The 18,520-nt window shown below is 29.8% G+C and carries 14 protein-coding genes; 7 read left to right on the top strand and 7 right to left on the bottom strand.

Translation table 11 applies throughout. The annotated features are described in order from the left end of the window. Positions 1-11: 11 nt before the first annotated feature. Positions 12-3,296, top strand: a complete 3,285-nt coding sequence (locus tag V9L05_RS21720; protein ID WP_338815660.1) for a DEAD/DEAH box helicase family protein — start codon at positions 12-14, stop codon at positions 3,294-3,296. 95 nt (positions 3,297-3,391) lie between these two features. Next, positions 3,392-4,351 carry a hypothetical protein gene (locus V9L05_RS21715; protein WP_338815659.1) on the top strand — a complete coding sequence of 320 codons (960 nt, stop codon included), beginning with the start codon at positions 3,392-3,394 and terminating at the stop codon, positions 4,349-4,351. Positions 4,352-4,387: 36 nt separating this feature from the next. Here the strand turns inward: V9L05_RS21715 and V9L05_RS21710 are convergent, their stop codons facing one another. Both V9L05_RS21710 and V9L05_RS21705 read right to left on the bottom strand, forming a co-directional pair. Continuing rightward, positions 4,388-5,779 (bottom strand): tetratricopeptide repeat protein, encoded by a 1,392-nt coding sequence (locus V9L05_RS21710; protein WP_338815658.1) that lies wholly within the window; start codon positions 5,777-5,779, stop codon positions 4,388-4,390. 11 nt (positions 5,780-5,790) lie between these two features. Beyond that, a complete protein-coding gene (locus tag V9L05_RS21705) occupies positions 5,791-6,372 on the bottom strand; it encodes a pyridoxal 5'-phosphate synthase (protein WP_338815657.1) in 582 nt (193 codons plus the stop codon). Between the two features lie 93 nt (positions 6,373-6,465). Between V9L05_RS21705 and V9L05_RS21700 the strand changes: the two genes are divergently transcribed. Further along, entirely contained in the window at positions 6,466-7,788 is a 1,323-nt protein-coding gene (locus V9L05_RS21700) for a DEAD/DEAH box helicase (protein ID WP_338815656.1), read from the top strand. Between the two features lie 75 nt (positions 7,789-7,863). Then, positions 7,864-8,370 (top strand): hypothetical protein, encoded by a 507-nt coding sequence (locus V9L05_RS21695; protein ID WP_338815655.1) that lies wholly within the window; start codon positions 7,864-7,866, stop codon positions 8,368-8,370. A gap of 184 nt (positions 8,371-8,554) precedes the next feature. Here V9L05_RS21695 and V9L05_RS21690 read toward each other — a convergent pair whose 3' ends face one another. From V9L05_RS21690 to V9L05_RS21680, 3 genes are all read right to left on the bottom strand, one after another. Then, positions 8,555-9,979 (bottom strand): serine hydrolase, encoded by a 1,425-nt coding sequence (locus tag V9L05_RS21690; RefSeq protein ID WP_338815654.1) that lies wholly within the window; start codon positions 9,977-9,979, stop codon positions 8,555-8,557. A gap of 92 nt (positions 9,980-10,071) precedes the next feature. Further along, on the bottom strand, positions 10,072-10,542 hold the full coding sequence (gene tnpA / locus V9L05_RS21685) for an IS200/IS605 family transposase (RefSeq protein WP_338815653.1): 471 nt from the start codon (positions 10,540-10,542) through the stop codon (positions 10,072-10,074). Positions 10,543-10,842: 300 nt separating this feature from the next. Then, positions 10,843-11,685, bottom strand: a complete 843-nt coding sequence (locus tag V9L05_RS21680) for a hypothetical protein (protein WP_338790754.1) — start codon at positions 11,683-11,685, stop codon at positions 10,843-10,845. Between the two features lie 116 nt (positions 11,686-11,801). Here V9L05_RS21680 and V9L05_RS21675 point away from each other — a divergent pair, with 116 nt between their 5' ends. Together V9L05_RS21675 and V9L05_RS21670 are read left to right on the top strand one after the other, a co-directional pair. Continuing rightward, on the top strand, positions 11,802-14,345 hold the full coding sequence (locus V9L05_RS21675) for a prolyl oligopeptidase family serine peptidase (protein WP_338815652.1): 2,544 nt from the start codon (positions 11,802-11,804) through the stop codon (positions 14,343-14,345). 55 nt (positions 14,346-14,400) lie between these two features. Further along, positions 14,401-15,177 (top strand): MBL fold metallo-hydrolase, encoded by a 777-nt coding sequence (locus tag V9L05_RS21670; protein WP_338815651.1) that lies wholly within the window; start codon positions 14,401-14,403, stop codon positions 15,175-15,177. 152 nt (positions 15,178-15,329) lie between these two features. Here the strand turns inward: V9L05_RS21670 and V9L05_RS21665 are convergent, their stop codons facing one another. Beyond that, on the bottom strand, positions 15,330-16,046 hold the full coding sequence (locus V9L05_RS21665; RefSeq protein WP_338815650.1) for a DUF4349 domain-containing protein: 717 nt from the start codon (positions 16,044-16,046) through the stop codon (positions 15,330-15,332). Positions 16,047-16,379: 333 nt separating this feature from the next. On the opposite strand from V9L05_RS21665, the gene msrB reads away from it, so the two are divergent. Beyond that, positions 16,380-16,775 (top strand): peptide-methionine (R)-S-oxide reductase MsrB, encoded by a 396-nt coding sequence (gene msrB / locus V9L05_RS21660; RefSeq protein ID WP_338815815.1) that lies wholly within the window; start codon positions 16,380-16,382, stop codon positions 16,773-16,775. A gap of 76 nt (positions 16,776-16,851) precedes the next feature. On the opposite strand, the gene V9L05_RS21655 is transcribed toward msrB, so the two are convergent. After that, complete coding sequence (locus V9L05_RS21655; RefSeq protein WP_338815649.1) at positions 16,852-18,366, bottom strand: toxin-antitoxin system YwqK family antitoxin; 1,515 nt, start codon at positions 18,364-18,366, stop codon at positions 16,852-16,854. Between the last annotated feature and the right edge of the window lie 154 nt (positions 18,367-18,520).

The following is an 18,520-nucleotide window of genomic DNA, read 5'->3' as shown; positions in this document are numbered from 1 at the left end:
CTAACTCTATTATGAATATTGTACTTCCTGAATTAGAAAAAGTATATTGGGAAAAAGCTGGAATAAGAAATATTTCCAAACAACTTCTTATGCCAAAGATAAAAAAAGCATTTACTTTCATCTCTTTACATAGAAGTTATTCTATAATCGAAAGTAACAATATTCAATATTGCCTATGTGTCAATTCGAATACTGCTCCAAAAGGATTTGATTATATTTTATTAACTAATCAAAAAGCTACGGAAGATAAACTAGAAAATGATGAAATAAAATTAAAAAAATGGATTAAGCATCCTAAAATGGCTGAATTTACAACTGATGAAATAACTGAATCTTGGAAAGGTAACTTTTCATTTGTTGAGGAAAGTGTTGAAGACAATATAAGTGGTTTGAGAGAGCCACAAATTGCAGCTTTATATTCAATATTAAGTCATCTAAAAATTTCAGATGAAATTGGTACAGTAGTTATGCCTACTGGTACAGGAAAAACTGAAACAATGCTAACAACTTTGATAGCTAATAAATGTAAAAAGGTAATTATTACTGTTCCTTCGGATGCTTTGAGAACTCAAATATTTAATAAGTTTTACACTCTTGGTTTACTTAAACGATTTGGAATAGTAAATGAGAAGGTTTTAACTCCAAGAGTTGGTATTTTAAAACAAAATTTCACAGAGTTAGAAGAGCTTTTAGAATTTGTAGGAGCAAGTAATGTAGTAATTACTACAATGAATATCTTGGCAAATACTTCAAATGAACAACTTACATTGATGTCGAACAACTTCACTCATGTATTTATTGATGAAGCACATCATTCTGAAGCTCAATCTTGGAACAGAGTAAGGCAATTTTTTATGAATTCAAAAATTTTACAATTTACAGCTACACCATTTAGGAATGATAGAAAGAGAGTTGACGGTAAAATAATTTTCAATTTTTCTCTAAAAAAAGCTCAAGAACAAGGATACTTTAAGCCAATTAATTTTCTACCAATTCGGGAATATGATTTTAAAAAAGGGGATAAAATAATTGCTGAGAAAGCAGTAGAAATATTACGTAAAGATATTGATTTAGGATATAATCACATTCTAATGGCTCGCTGTGAAAATAAAACAAGAGCAAAAGAGATATTTGAGATTTATAAAGAATTTAAAGATTTAAACCCCATAATGGTTCACTCTTCCATTCCCACTAAAAAAAATATTTTAGAAGCTATTATTAATTGTGAACATAAGATTATTGTAGCAGTAAATATGTTAGGAGAAGGTTTTGATTTGCCACAACTCAAAATAGCAGCGTTTCATGATATTAGAAAAAGTTTGCCTGTTACACTTCAATTTGCTGGAAGGTTCACAAGAACCTCTCAAGATGATGAACTTGGTAATGCTACCTTTATCGCTAATTTAGCAGATTCTAACGTAGAAAATGAGTTAAGTGAACTTTATGCTCAAGATTCAGATTGGAACTCATTATTATCGACCTTAAGTACTGATGAAATTGAAGAGCAAATAGATTTTAATGAATTTATTAATGGTTTTCAATATTTAGAGGGGTCAAAAGTTCCTTTTCAAAACATTCGCTTTTCGTTAAGCACAGTTGTCTATAAAAACAATATTTTTGATAAGGATATTATAGGTATCAATAATAATGAAATATATGATTTAAAGAAATTTAAAAAAGGAATAAAAGGGTATGACGATTTGGAGTATAAGTTTTTTGACTATAATGAACCTGCTAAAACATTAGTTCTCATTACAGCACGAAAAAGCGAAATAGAATGGGTAAATTATAAAGAGGTATTTGGTCTAAACTGGCAATTAACTGTTCTCTATTATGATACAAACACTAATCTTTTATTTATTCATAGCTCTGATAAATCAAGTCTTTATAAAGATTTGGCAAATGCTGTTTTAAATGATAAAGCAGAAATAATTAATCAGTTAAATGTTTTTAAAAGCTTTTATGATATAAAAAGAGTTTCACTACAGAATGTTGGTCTAAAAGAATTTCTTAATAGAAAAATTAGATTTACAATGCGAGTTGGAACAGATATAGAAGAAGCACTTTCAATTGCAGAACAGCAAAGAGGACAAAAAGCATTTGTCTTTGGTTCTGGTTATGATGAAGGTAATAAAATCACTTTAGGGTGTTCTTACAAGGGGCGTATTTGGAGTTATTTGAGAAATGACTTAAGAGGATTTATAAAATGGTGTAATAAACTTGGTCTTAAGTTAATAGACCCAAGTATTGACCCTAATCAAGTTTTAAAAGAAACTTTAATTCCACAAATTATAAGTATAGTACCAAAAATTTATCAAACTCATATTGATTGGAATGACAGTTTCTATAATAACTCTGAGTCTAGAGTTTCATTTATTATTGATAATAAAGAATTTAACTTATCTCAATGCTCAATCTCTTTAACAAATGCAGAAGAAGGAGAGATAAATTTTGAAATTAAAACGCCTATAAATTCTATAAGTTTTAGAAAAAACCTCTTTGAAGAAAAAAATGGCGAAAATCTAGTTGCTAATTTTAGCATTATTATGATTTCAACAAATAACGCTGAAATATTAATTGGCAGTAAAAAGTTTGAACTAATTGAGTATTTGAATTCAAACCCTCCAATAATTTGGTTTGCAGATGGCTCTCGTCTTGAAGGAAATGAATTTATTGAGTTAAAACAAGTCATTGTGCCTTATCCAACAGAAGAACTTATCACTTGGAATTGGTCTGGAGTAGATTTGAGTAAAGAAGCACAGGGTGTTGAACCTATCAGAACTGACTCTATCCAATATGCAACTATTCAAAAGTTACTGACTGAAGATTATGATATTATTTATGATGATGATTATTCTGGAGAGATTGCTGATGTAATTACTATTAAAGAATTTGATAAAAAAATAAATATCCAGTTCTATCATTTAAAATTTGCAAAAGATGGTAATGTAAATACAAGAATTGATAACTTTTATGAGGTTTGTGGACAAGCACAAAAATCGATTCATTGGAAACATAAAAAAGGTACAGAGTTTTTTGAGCATTTACTGAAAAGAAAAACAAAAGTGAGAACTGGCAACGAAAGAAGTAGAATTGAAAAAGGAACTGTAGAAGATTTAGAAAGACTTTTAACAATAGCTAAAAATAAAAAACCAATGAACTTTGAAGTTTTCATTGTTCAACCAAGTCTATCTAAAGAAAATGTATCTATAAACATTATGACATTACTTGGAGTTACTGAAAATTATCTTAAAGAAGTTGGAGATATTGATTTAAAAGTAATAGTAAATGAATAAATAACTACTGTTTTAGTATAGTACAAAAATTACAAAAGAAAGAAAATACCTTCTAAATTAGAAAAGCCTAAAATGTAAACCAACCATCTAAAATTATGTCAAAACATATTTCTCTCTATCTCATAGCATTCCTACTAACATTCACTTCCTGCAATGCACAAAATAGTGAGAGCAAAGACGATTCAAATGATTCTTTGAAGGTTGTCCAAAGTGAGATTGATTCTACTAATTTGTCTGCTGATGATTTTCCAAAAGTAGATACAAGAAAAATTCCTCCTTATGTAGAATTAAGTAGAGATAGCATCAAAAATGTACTTGCTGAAAAAGTAAAGAATAATCAGCCTTTATTTGTACATATTTTTGTTCCTCTTTGTGATAATGAAAATCAAGGAATTGTTCCTGTCAATAAATCGCTAGGAGATGGACAAAATTTGAGGACAAATTTGTATTGGGGAGCAGGTTATGGCATCAAAACGCATTTCAAAAGATTGAAAAAATGGACACTTTTGAGTAGTCAATTAGATGTAGATTCGATAGTTTTGGAACGTCTTATTTTTAAGAAAAAATATCCAAATGGAGCGACTGTTTTTCTAGTTGCTGAAGCTTATCATGGCGACAAAATGCACGAATGTTTGACAGATTATTTTGCTTCTTTAGCAGGAAAAAAGAAAGAAATTTTAGGAGTGGACAATGATTCAACAAAAATAAAAGCCTTTGGAGAAGCTGATTTGATTGCTTTTAATGGACACAATGGACTTATGGATTCTTATGCAGCTCTTTTTATAAATGAAGATAACCGAATGCGTGATGCTGTTTCGATTGCTTGTACTTCTCACACTTATTTCAAAAGGCATTTGAATGTAGCTAGAGCCTATCCACTTCTCACTACTACAAACCTTCTTGCTCCTGAAGCTTATGGAATGGAAGCAGTTATTGATTCTTGGGCAATGTTAGAAGATGGAAAAACAATTCGTTCGAAAATAGGAGCTATGTATCATAAAATTCATAAATGTGGACTAAAAGGTGCTACAAATTTGTTTCACACTGGGTGGTAGTTTGTTGAGTTTGCATTCCACTTTTAAAACTCTCTTTTATAAAAGGCTATCTAATTCTTTCATTTTTGCTATAGCTTCTGGTTCGTTTTTATCAACAGCTAATTTCAGATATTTCATTGCTTCTTCTTCTTTATTTTGATTAAATAGAAAAAGAGCATAATCGAATTCTAACAAATCTACTGGTAATTCTGCTTCTCTAAAAGCCATATCAAAATATTCTTCTGCTTTCTCAGTTTCTGCTTTTGCAGCATAATATAAAGCTACATTTCTATAATGATAAGGCAATTCATTATTTTCAGTTGCAATCGCTTCTTCAAGGTAATGCTTTGCTTTTTCCAAGTGCCCCAACTTAACATAAACATACGCCAAATTATCGTTTGCATTTCCAAATCTAGGTTCTAATTCGATAGCTTTCTCAAAATTGATTATACTTTTTTCAAAGTCTCCATTTCTCATCTGAAAATAACCAATATTATTATAAATGTCTATTTGTGTAATCGAATCATTAGTTAGTGTTAGAGATTCTTGTAAAAGAGAAATAGAAAATTCAAATTTATTCTTTTCGTATTCTTGATAAGATTTTTCAATCAAACGTATTGCTTTTAGCTCTGTTGGATTGAGCAAAGAAGAAGAATATTTTTCTAAAAACTGCATTGCCTTTTCAAATTGAAGTTTTATAGTTGGATGTACCGTTTCCTTCCAATCAAAATTTTCTTCTTCTATCAAGCCACAGTAAAGAGCTAATGAGTATGTCATTACTTCCTTTGGCATCGGCGAAACATAGCTCCATTTTGTCTCCCACATACCATCTGTTGAGTAGCCTCCACTAATAATACTCTGACAGAAAATAACTCCAAAACCAAAGTAAATCCCTGTTAAATAGATAAATAACTCTGAATATAAATCATCTTCTTGCTCAATTCCCGAATTACCTTCTATCAAACGTATTCTGATAAACTCTTTGATAAGGCTAAGTAAAAGACCATTTGGTCGCTTAGTAAGCTCATTCGGAATACAAATAATATAGCCATCTTCTGTAATCATCGTTTCAGAACTATTGATATTTTCTGCTGAATAAGGGATTCCATAAGCATCTGAAATATCTTTTTCCAAAACAAAATCAATCTTATTAGCATCCAATTCTAATAAACTTGATAAGTCTTCTATAAGATTTGGAACAGTTAGTTTGTCAGCACTAAATGATTTTGGAAAGAAATTTTTATTAAACAAAACTTGGGCATTTTCTTTTTTAGGAAGTCCGTAAGCCTCAATAAATGATTTGAAACTCATTTCTACCCATTCTTTATCTGCTTCTGTAATGACTGGAAACTTCCCTACTTTTTGCTCAAAAGGGACTTCTTGATTCTCTTCTTTGATAGATTTTTCTTTTTTTGATGTATTGCCAAATTCGAATCCGAATAGTTTCATTTTTTCTTTTTTTAAGGTTGAAGTTGTTTTAAAGTCCATTCATTATTTCTCATTTCGTAAAGTTTTCTATCATGAAAACGTGTCTTTCTAAATTCCATAAATTCTATTCTGATTGGTTTAATGGAATAACCACCCCAGTTTTTTGGGATTTCAATTTTGGGATTTGTTAAACTCATTTCAAGAACTTCTTTTTCAAGAGCCTTAATATCATCTGTTTCTTTTCCCTGTTGGCAAATTAAAGATACAATTTGAGAATCTAAATCTCTTTCATAAAAATATTTTTGAGCTAATTCTTTATCTATTTTGGTAGCAATTCCTTGTATTCTGACTTGTCTTTGAGTTTCTGTCCACCAAAAAGTCAGAGCAACTTTGTTATTAACTTCTATTTCTGCTCCTTTCCTAGAATCAAATGAAGTGGTTATAATAAAACTCTCTTCTATTACTTCTTTAAGAGAAACAAATCGTGAATTTGGAAAGCCATCTAAACCGATTGTAGACAAACAAACTGCCGTAGGCACACTTAATTTTGAGAGTTTTTCTTCTTCACTAAACCATTTTTCAAATAATTTTATAGGTGTAGGAGAGTTTTTCATAGAGAAATATATTAGATACTTATTCGTAACTTTGTGTGATTACTTATAAAAGTAATACAAATCTCAAAATAGTATTCATCTTTATCTAATTTTATGTCAAATTCTATCAAAAATCAAAAAGCTATTTTATCAAAATTAGGAATAGAGAAACTCAATGAAATGCAAGAAGAAGCAAAACTTGCTATTCATTCTTCTGACGAAATTATTTTACTTTCTCCAACAGGAACAGGAAAAACAATTGCTTTTTTATTGCCTATTATTAATGGATTAGATGAAAGAATAGAAGAAATACAGGCTCTTATTGTTGTTCCATCAAGAGAACTTGCCATTCAGATAGAACAAGTAATGCGTGAAATGGGAACAGGCTTTAAAGTAAATGCTGTTTATGGAGGACGTGCAGGGTCGAAAGATAGACTAGAAATAAAACACCGACCAGCCGTTTTGATAGGAACAATGGGGAGAGTAGCCGACCATTTGAGAAGAGAAGCCTTCGAAACAAAATTTATCAAAACATTAGTTTTAGATGAGTTTGATAAATCGTTAGAAATTGGATTTGAGGGCGAAATGAAAGAAATTTTGAGCCTTTTGCCACAGATAAATAAAAAAATACTTACTTCTGCCACCCAAGGAGTAGAAATTCCAAGTTTTGTAAACATGAAGAAACCTCTGACGATTGATTATTTAGAGGGAAATAGAAAGAGTAGTGATTTAAAAATTAAATTAGTTACTTCTCCCTCAAAAGACAAACTAGAAACTCTTTTAGAATTGCTTTCTCATATTGGAAATGAAAACGGAATTATTTTTTGTAATTATAAAGATTCGATTGAAAGAATAAGTAATTTTTTGACAGAAAATAATATTTCTCACGGTGCTTTCTTTGGTGGAATGGAGCAAGTAGACAGAGAACGAGCGTTGATAAAATTTAGAAACGGAACATATAAAATTTTATTAGCAACCGATTTGGCAGCACGAGGAATCGATGTTCCAGAACTCAATTTTATTATTCATTATCATTTACCTCAAAGAAATGAAGAGTTTACACACCGAAACGGACGTACAGCTCGTATGAACAGCAAAGGAACAGCGTATGTTTTGCATTACGAGTATGAAGATGTTCCTGATTTTATTGAAGAATTGAATTTACCAAATCAAAATCTTACAGAAAAACAGTTTCCAAATCCTTCTGAATGGCTTACTTTATATATTTCTGGAGGAAGAAAAGATAAAATTTCGAAAGGTGACATAGCAGGATTATTTTTCAAACAAGGAAATATTGAAAAAGACCAATTAGGAATCATCGAACTCAAAAATGATTGTGCTTTTGTTTCTGTAAAAAAAGAAACTCTAAAAGAGCTTTTACCAAAAGTAAATAATGTGAAATTGAAGAAGAAAAAGGTTAGAGTTTCGGTGGTTTAGTTTTTTAGAGCCATTTTATTTCTTGTTAGAAAAACTGGTCAAAAATCAAAAATACTAAATTGATAATTATTTTTCATGAAAATTATTTTAAACCCCTCAAATCTTCTGAAATTTGAAACAAATGAATCTTATGAAGATGACCATATCTCATGTGTTCTAGATGATGTTTGTGAAAAAATAGATGAAAATAAATTAGCTGTTTTTCAAGTATGTTTCGAAGAATATGATAAAATATTTGAATTTTCAGATTTTAAATATGATTTTACCTCTATATTTTATGAATTAAAAGACTTATTTGAATTTATAGACAATAGAAAAAAAGGTCAATTCGAATTATCTTTCTTTGAATTAAATAGAAGTGTGTTTTTTTATATAGATGATGATGAATTCCTTTTTTTAAAAGTTAAAGATTCTAACGAAAACAAGTTTGTAGTTACGAGTGATAGAATTACTTTGCAAAAAATTAAGTCGGTGATATTACAAATAATGCATCAGTTTAGATTAATATTGATTAGTAAATTTCCTAAAGCTTATGAAATAATTCATTCAAACGACTACTTTGTTTTGCTCAGTAATAATTAATTCAAGTTGTGTATAACAGACTTCCTAGTCTGTTGAATAGTAAAAATAGACTTTTTAAAAAAAAAAACATTTTTATTCAGACTAGGAAGTCTGAAATACATTTACTTCACAATTTGAGTTAATTAGCGACAACTGAGGAAACTTTAAAGTTATCCAATTAATGAAAATCAAGTTTTATTTTTTTCTATTTACTTTCAATCTTCTCAATCATTTTTTCTGCATTCGAATTCTTAGGATTTAATTCTAACGATTTTTTGTAGTTGAGAAGAGCCAAATCAGTATTTCCATTGAGATAATAGGCTTCTCCCATACTATCATACGGATTCGATGAGTTTGGAAATTCAGAAATAAGTAGTTGAAATATTTTTATAGCATCTTCTATTTGTTCTTTCTCAATCAATTTATAGCCTAGTTGATTCAGCTCACTTTCATCAGAGAAATTATAAGTTTCAAAATCTTTCTTTTTTAAATCATTGTATAATTTAATTCCTTCTTCTACATTTTCATAACTTTTCTGACGTATAGCCAAATAAATTGATTTTTTAGGAATTTCAAAATTTTCTCCTTTTGAAATATTTTCGACTGCTTGAGTAATTTCTTGTAATCTAGAATTCTTATTATTTGTCATCAAAATGACAATTAAACTCTCTTTTTTGTTGTAATGAGTAAATGCTTCATAGTTGGAAGATGAACCGTGATGTCTATGAATTACTACATCATTATTCTCAACCATTGCATTTCCTAAAGCTGACTGACTATTTTCTGAATATGCTTCTGACAATGTAACTAGAGATTCTTTACTAATTAATTTTTCTGAGTGTAAATTAACTATCCATTTTTGCATGTCATTTATTGTAGGACAAACCCAGCCTGTAAATTCAATGTCCATAGGCGCATCATCTACCTGCTCATTACTAAAAGCATTCACAAATTGAGGATTTTGAGAGTTAGGGTCGATAATAGAATTATTCATCTCAGTTGGAACAAGTATATTTTTCTTTACAAAGTCATTAAAACTCATCCCTGATACTTTTTCAACAATTCTTCTTTGAAGAAAGACATTATTATTGTTATAAAAATAATCTGTTCCTGCTTCAAAATTCAATTTTTCAAGGTTTTTCAAATCATTAAGAATATCTTGGTCATTTTTGATAGTCTTCCAATTTATTCTTGGTAGACCACTTGTATATTGTAGCAAATGACGAATAGTAACCGTTTCTGCCCATTTTGGTAAGCCTAAGTCAAATTTTGAGACTTTATCATCCAAACTTAGCTTTCCTTGTTCCTTTAACATCATTATAGCAACAGCATTAAATTCCTTTGCAATAGAACCAATATTAAATACAGAGTTTTGGTTGAGTTTGGTTGTTTTAGAAGCATCTATATATCCAAATTCATTCTGATAAAGAATTTCATTGTTTTTAACTACCAAAATATTACCATTAAAAATACCACGCTCATAAGATACTTTCATTAATGAATCTATCTGAGAATGATAAATATCTTCTTTTTTTAGAATAGTGGTATCGTTATTTTTTGAATCTGTGTTCTTATTGCAAGCAGTTTGAAAAAAGGCAAAAATAACTAATAGAAGAATTGATTTATACATAGTTTTATTTTGTGGGAGCTTTAAATGAAGTAGGAATTATTATACAAAGACAAGTATAAAATTCGATGGGTTGCATTAGAACTGGTGTTGTTTTAATCAACATCTTCTATCCATTCAAACAGATATTTTTCATTGTATTCAATTTCAAACTTTTTCAATAGCAATAAATATTCTTCCTTAAAAGTTCTTTTTTTATGATGTTCTGGTTGATTTAATACATATTTTATAACAGTATCTAATGCAGATTTAGAGTAAGAAAATGCACCATATCCTTTTTGCCATTCAAATTTTGTTTTTAGAAACTTCTTTTCTTTTATAAATTTGTTCGAACTCGTTTTTACTTGTTGGACTAATTCTGAAATTGATAAATCTGGTTTCAATCCGATTAACAAATGAGTGTGGTCAGGCATACAATAAATAGCTAATAATTTATGTCCTTTTTCTCTTACAACCCCTGTCATATATTTTTGTAACTCATCTCTAAAACTTTCTTTTATCAAACTATTTCTACCTTTCACAGCAAATACAATTTGAATATATAATTGGGAATATACGTTTGCCATATTGCTTTTAGCATTTACATTTTGAAAAAATAGTTGCAGAGCAACGCAATATTTGTAGAAAAGTTATCGATTTTGTATTTAAAAAGTTGCAGAGCAACGTAATATAATTGTATTATTTTGAACACAGAATATTAATATTACGTTGCTCTGCAACTTTAATAAACTACCTGTTTTATGTTCTACAAATATTGTGTTGCGCTGCAACTTTGAATTTTAGTATCTACTGTTGGAATCGAACCAACAACTTCACCTTCACTAATTTTGATAAGTAGAAAAATTCGTGGAGGGGACGCACTACCTTTATGCTAGTAGACTTTTTAACTGTTCACATATAAGTTCTAAATCTTTACTACTAAATCTTCCAAAATTTGTTTTAATATAATTTTTGATAGCCTTCTCAAACCTATCACTATTATTCTTTAGTTTTTTTATTCCCTTGTAAGCCCTTCCTTTATCCTCATTTTTCATTTTTTGAAACAAAATTAGTGCTATTTCTTCGTTATTAGGCTTAGATTCTGTTGAAATTAAATAAGCAATATGTTTTACTATTCCTGTAAGAATTAAAAAGTCTGAGTAATTAATTTTGTCTAAACTGTTAGGTTCTTGAAATAAACTTAAACCTTCTAAAAATTTATTATTATTATTTTTTACTTTACTGTGTTTACTTACTACTTCTTGTAAATCTCTGTCTGTATGTGCCATGTAATTTCTTACGAGTCTGTAATAGTCATATATTTCTATTAATTCGATAGAAATATCAATATAAGAGAGATTCATTAAAACATTATCTAATTTGGTTTCTCCTGTATTAGCTGTTTGCCATTGTTGATTTGGAAAATATTGTTTCCACTCCTTTTTAAAATCTTGTAAAAATTGTTCTGATTGTTGAAAAACAGATGTAACATAATATTGTCTTATTCTTGAGCTAAATTTATCTAAATCCACTCTATCTACTACAACAGAATGTTTTAGAGAAAGCTGTTTGATATAATCTTTTGAATCTTCTTTTCTAGCTTGTTCAATAAATTCTCTAATAGCAAGTTCATTGCATTCAACTACTGCATCAAACTCTCCAAGAGTTTTTTTTAATTTTCTATAAGAAAAGTAAGAAAATTTTGTTATATCTAAATCTCTATCTGCCATTTAATTTCTTTTTTTGTATAAAGTCTTCAATTTACAACATCTATTTCTTAGAACAAACAAAATTTTCACTAATTTCCCATTCCAAAAAAATCAAACACAAAATTATACAGCATCACATGAAACTAAAACTTCTATTCTCAATTTTATTATTTTCAATAACTACACTTTCTTTTTCTCAAGAAGTCAAAAGCCAAGAACAAGCCTTAGACAGAATAAACCAAATTATGCAAGGTGATAACTTTGTTGGTGTTTTGCCTCAAAATGGTCGTTGGTCATACGATGGAAAAGAAATTTATTTTTCTAAAAAATCATCTTTAGAATCTTTGCCAACGTGGTACAAACAAAGCATTTCGAATGGAAATCCAATTGGAACACCATTAAAAATTGCTGAAAATGACTTTAATCTAAATCCTCAAAGTTATGTTTTTGGACAAAATAATGACTTTGGAAATTATAATAAAATCAGAACTTCAAAAATAGTTTCTGTTGATGGCGATTTGTATTTGCAAGACGTTCAGAATGGAAGCTCAAAAAGACTGACCAACACATTAGAAAATGAAACTAATCCAACTTTTACAAGAAATGATAGTGCTATTGTTTATCAAAAAGGAAATGATTTGTTCTATTTTTGGCTACAAGGACAGCAAATTGGACAAACACAACAACTTACTTCTTTTGTAGATTCAGATAAAAAAGCTGAGAAATCGCTTTCAGAAGCCGATAAATGGCTCAATCAACAGCAAAAAGATTTATTAGAAATTGTAAGAATAAATAATTTAGAAGATTCTATCAAAAAAACACAACCCAAACCGTATCGCTTGACTGCCATTCCACTCAATGGAAAATATGTTTCTTCGGTTCAGATTAGTAATGACGGACGTTTTGTGATTTACGTCTTGGGAGAATATTCTTCAAAAACTACTGAAGTTCCAAATTATATAAATGAACTCGGTTATACTGAAAATCTTTCTGCTCGCTCAAAAGTAGGAAATGAAGATGCTGATTTTTCACTTCATGTATATGATAGATATGCAATAGCAAATGATAAAATTGATTTATCTATGTTGCCAAAAATAATGGAAAATCCTGCTTATTATACAGAATATGGAAGAGATATAAAAAGAAATACAGCAAGAAAAGTATGGATTTTGGAAACAAAATGGTCGCCAAATGGAAAAAAAGGAGTTTTTGTAGTTCGTGCAGATGATTCAAAAGACCGTTGGGTTGTAGGAATGGATTTGACAAGTGAAAACGAAAAATTAAAACTCATTGACCATCAACATGATGATGCGTGGATAGGTGGAGAAGGAATTAGTAACTGGCATGCTGCAACAGGAACACTAGGCTGGCAAGATGATGAAACAGTTTATTTTCAATCTGAAAAAACAGGCTTTTCACATCTTTATACCTATAATTTCAAAACAAAAGAACAAAATCAGCTCACAAATGGAAACTTTGAAGTAACTGATGTTTGGCTCTCACAAAAAAGCAAAGGAGATAATAAAACATTTTATGTTCGTGCAAACAAAGAAAATTTCCACGAATATCATCTATACAAACTAGGTAAAAAGAATAATTTAGAAAAAATTACTTCTCAAAAAGGAGTGTATGAAGAATTGGTTTTATCACCTGATGAAAATTATTGGATTGCTCGTTATTCCTATTCAAATAAGCCTTGGGAATTAGTCGTTTTTGAGAATAAAACTAATTCAACTACACAAAGACAAATTACAAACTCTCTAACAGAAGAATTTAAGAATTATTCTTGGTATCCTAAAGATATAACTGTTACAATAGATAGTAGTGGAAAAAAAATACAGACAAAGCTAGTAGATTTACCTGATTCTATGACTGAAGGAAGAAAGCCATATGTTTGGTACGAACCCAAAATTATCACTTTCAAAACACCAGATGGCGCAGAAGTTCCTGCACGAATTTATGAACCAGAATCAAACGTGAAAAATAAAGCTGCCGTAATGTTTGTTCATGGCGCAGGTTATTTGCAAAACGTTCATTATGGTTGGAGTTCGTATTATAGAGAATATATGTTTCATAATCTTTTGAGAGAACAAGGTTACACTGTTATTGATATTGATTACAGAGGAAGTCAAGGCTATGGAAGAGATTGGAGAACAGCAATTTATCGCCACATGGGAGATAAAGAACTGGTAGATTATGTAGCTGGCGCAGATTATTTAGTCAAAAATCATGGTATCGATAAAGACAGAATCGGAATTTATGGTGGTTCGTATGGTGGTTTTATGACGATGATGGCAATGTTTAAAGAACCGAAAGTTTTCCGTTCGGGTGCTGCACTTCGTTCGGTTACAGATTGGGCGCACTATAATCATGGATATACAGCAAATATTTTGAATACTCCTTTAGAAGATAGTTTGGCTTATGTTCGTTCTTCACCTATTTATTTTGCTGATGGTTTGGAAGGTGATTTATTGATTTGTCATGGAATGATAGATACAAATGTTCAGTTTCAAGATGTGGTTCGTTTAGCACAACGACTTATCGAACTTAAAAAAGAAAATTGGGAACTTGCTGTTTATCCGATTGAAGGACATGGCTTTGTATATCCAACGAGTTGGGCAGACGAATACAAACGCATTTATCAACTCTTTGATAGAACAATAGGACAGCCTAAAGAGTAGAAGTCATCTTCTAAGATTTCTATAAAAAATTTAATTAGAAAAAATATAAAATAAAATGAAAGTAACATTTTTAGGAACAGGAACATCGCAAGGTGTTCCTGTTATTGCGTGTGATTGCAGGGTTTGTAAATCTTTAGATTTTAGAGATAAACGTTTGCGTGTTTCTATTCATATTGAAGTAGAAAACCAAAATGGCGAAGAAAAGAGTTTTATTGTTGATACAGGTGCAGATTTTAGACAGCAATGTTTGAGAGAGCGAATTACAAAGCTAGATGCAGTTCTTTTTACTCACCAACACAAAGACCATACAGCAGGAATGGATGATATACGCTCTTTCAATTTTGCTCAACAAAAAGATATGCCGATTTATGCAAGAGAAGCTGTTTTAGAACAGTTAAAAAGAGAGTTTGCTTATATTTTTGCAGACTTCAAATATCCAGGTATTCCACAAGTAGAAACTCATATCATTGAAAATAAACCTTTTGAAGTAGAAGGAATAAAAATAACTCCTATTGAAGTTTTGCATTACAAACTGCCTGTTTTTGGATTCAGAATTAAAGATTTTACCTACATCACTGATGTAAATTTTATTTCAGATAAAGAATTAGAGAAGGTAAAAGGAACAAAGATTTTAGTCTTGGGAGCATTACAAAAAGAAAAGCACATTTCTCATTATACCCTAGATGAAGCTGTAGAAGTTATCCAAAAAATAAATCCTGAAAAAGCATATTTGACACACATTAGCCATAAAATGGGACTTCATAAAGAAGTTTCTGGAGAATTACCTCCAAATATTGAATTGGCACATGATGGTTTGCAGATAAAATTGTGATGTATAAAACCTTATTTATGATTTAGTAAAACAGGGTTAAAACCCTGTTCAATTTATAATTCTGCCATTGTCGTCCCCACCGACGATAGTAAAACACAAACAAACTTATGTTACGCTGTGCTAAATAAGGCTTTCAATTTAGTTTTCATCATTTAATTCCTCACAAAAAACCATTTTACACCTTTATACAAACCCACACCTACATATCCCAAAAGACCTAGTTTTTTCTTTTCTTTAATAGAAATAGTAATGGTAGCAAACTCTTCCAAATTATCTAATTTATTAATTTTTCCTTTCAAAAGGTCTATGTCTTGTGTAATTCTTGCCAGTTCTCGTTCTACTAAAATAGCTTCTTCTACATTTTGAGCCATTTTTAAGAGTTCTAAATAGCGTTTTCTAGTTTCTAAAGCATTATCCAAACGAATTTGAGCATCCCAGTACTGTTCTGTTACATCATTACCATAAATATTTTTACGTGTCACTTTTCCTAATTTTTCAATTTCTTTCACAACAGTTTCAAAATATTCACTCTTTATTCGGATAGTTGTTTCGGTTGTACTCAATCGCCCTACATAACCATCATATTTTTCCGTAATGCGTTCTAATTGTGGATTTATGCTATCAGGAAGAGCAGAAATGAGATTCAAATTTGCTGAGTAAAGTATTTTTCTTTTTTCCTTTGGTGTTTTAGGATTTTTCTGAATTTTATCAAGATTAATTTTCTCTAAACTAGCCGAAGAATTGGAATAATTTCCTTTGTCTTGAGTTATTGCAGCATATTTTTTAGCAGGACGACAAGAACTAAATAAAATAAAACTTGAGAATACTAGTAAAATCAATACAATTTTCTTGAAGATTAAGTTAGTCATAAAACAAAAATTTTAATGGAATAAGTTGATTAAATAATTTTATTCCATGATGCCCAAAACTCTGTTTTTGCATAAAAAGTATTCAAGATTTCTATTTATTCAGTCATTTTTTTATAATTCCTTAATAAACAAAGTGTTAAGCTATTTCGTTTACTGGTTATGAATACAAAAACTATAATATTGCCAATATTAGCTGTTGTTTGTGGCTTAGGATTAGTCGCATTTTTGAGTATTGCAGATAGTTCTCAAAACAATACTGCTAACAAAAAAGTAGAGAATAATGAAAATCTTGAAAATTTAAACATAAATAAATTAAACCAAAAAGATACCTCTATGTCAGATTACAAAGTAAAGAAAAGCGAAAACGAATGGAAAGAAGAACTAACAGACAATGAATACCGAGTTTTGCGTCAAAAAGGAACAGAACGAGCATTTACAGGAGAGTTTTATGACCATCACGAAAAAGGAGTTTATACCTGTGCAGCTTGTCACGAAAAACTATTTGATTCGAAAACCAAATTTGAATCAGGAAGTGGCTGGCCAAGTTTTTATACTACTATTCAAGGAAATGTAAAAGAAATTGCAGACCGTTCTCATGGAATGGTTCGTACAGAAGTAGTTTGTAACAACTGTGGTTCACACCTCGGACATGTTTTTAACGATGGTCCTAAACCAACAGGAATGCGTTATTGTATTAATTCAATTTCGTTAGACTTTGAAAAAGAATAATTTTTATACTAATTCCTATAAAAACAAAAAAGCATTTTGATTGATTTCAAAATGCTTTTTTGTTTTATAGATTTATCTATCTTTTGAAAGGCGATTTTTTACGAGGTTTTCCTTTTTTATAAGTCTTTGCAGAAGAAACTTTTCCTTTTCTATGAATTTCTCTTCTATTCAATCTTTCGTCTTCATCGTAGTAATACCATTTTCCATTTTTAATGTCTTTATAAAAATTCCCTTCTGCTGAAACCTTTCCATTTGAGTGGTAATAAGTAGCAACACCCCATTTTTTACTTAATTTGTATTCAGTTTCAGAAACTAAATCTCCTTTTGAGTTATATTCTTTTGTAATTCCGTTTTTGTGTCCAAAAGCATACTCTTCTTTGAGATGTGTTTTACCATTTGAAAAGTAAGTTTCACGTTTGCCATGTAGTTTATCATTATTATAATTTTCTTCTACTTTTTTATCACCATTTGGATAAAAATATTTCCATTCTCCAGTCTTTTTATCATCATTAAACTCAACTTGTTTTTCTTTATTTCCATTGGCATAATAATGAGTTTCTTTTCTATCCTTTAATGTTTTTCCAAAATCAATTTCTTTTGCAAGATTTCCATTTTCTCTGTAAATTTTGGAAGAAAGCTGTTGTCCAGAACGATATTTTACTTCTTGTTTTAGCTTTCCGTTATCATAATACAGAATATTATCACCATTTAGCTGACCATTTTTATAAATTGCATCCTGTACCAAAATGCTATCTCTTGTATATCTTCTAAAATAGCCATTCTTTTTACCATGAATATTTATAGTTTCTAATTCCAAAATTCCATTGTCGTAATAGCTTTTAAAATCGCCACTCATTTCTCCATCCAAATAGGTTGTAATTGTACGTAAAACTCCGTTTTGATAAAATGTTTTTTCTTCTCCGTTGGGTTTGTTGTCTTTGAAAGTAATTGTTCTTTTAACTTGTCCATCAGGATAAAACTCCTCTACAAAACCATTTATTTTATCCAATTCAAAAGGCGTTTCTGCTTTCAGTTTACCATCAGGGTAAAATGTTTTTACAATTCCATTTAAGTGGTCATTTTTATAGTTTGCTTCTTGTACAATAATTTGTTTTTCATTAAAGACCTTTGCATTTCCATTTCTCTTATCATCTTTACATTCATATTCTGCCATCAAACCACCTTCAAAATAATATTCTTTAAAGATTCCCTCTTTTTTTCCTTCTTTATACGAACCAACTAATTTTTCTTTTCCATTTGGATAATATTCAATAGCTCTTCCTTGTATTTCGCCTGCTTTAAAATTTGCAAGAGACTTTAATTCTCCTGTAACATGAAAAAGTTTGTATTCTCCATCTACATTTGTACTGTCACTTCCAATAAAATAATATTCTGCTTTTAAGATAGTATTATCCATATCGTAATATGTGCGAGCTACTCTTCGTCCACTCTGATTAGCAGATTTCAAGCGTTCGTTTTCAGCCGTTTGAGTAGAAGCTGAAAGCTGACCAAAAACACAAAAAGGAAGATTGTATAGAATCAAAAAGGCTAAAAAATAGATTGTTTTATTCGTCATTATTTTATTTTTCATTTTTTTATAAAAATATTCTGCTTTTAAAGAAATTAGGAGTTGAAAACTCTCAGTCACAATCAAAACGCTTGATTAGAAGTCTTATTGCAGTCAAAATTCTGTCAAAAGCATTATTTTTTCTTAAAACAGATTTTCATTTACTATATATTCCAAA

This window comes from Bernardetia sp. Wsw4-3y2, from assembly GCF_037126295.1.
Taxonomy (GTDB): Bacteria; Bacteroidota; Bacteroidia; order Cytophagales; family Bernardetiaceae; genus Bernardetia.
Note: the sequence above shows the minus strand (reverse complement) of the source record. Positions and strands in the feature narration are given on the sequence as shown.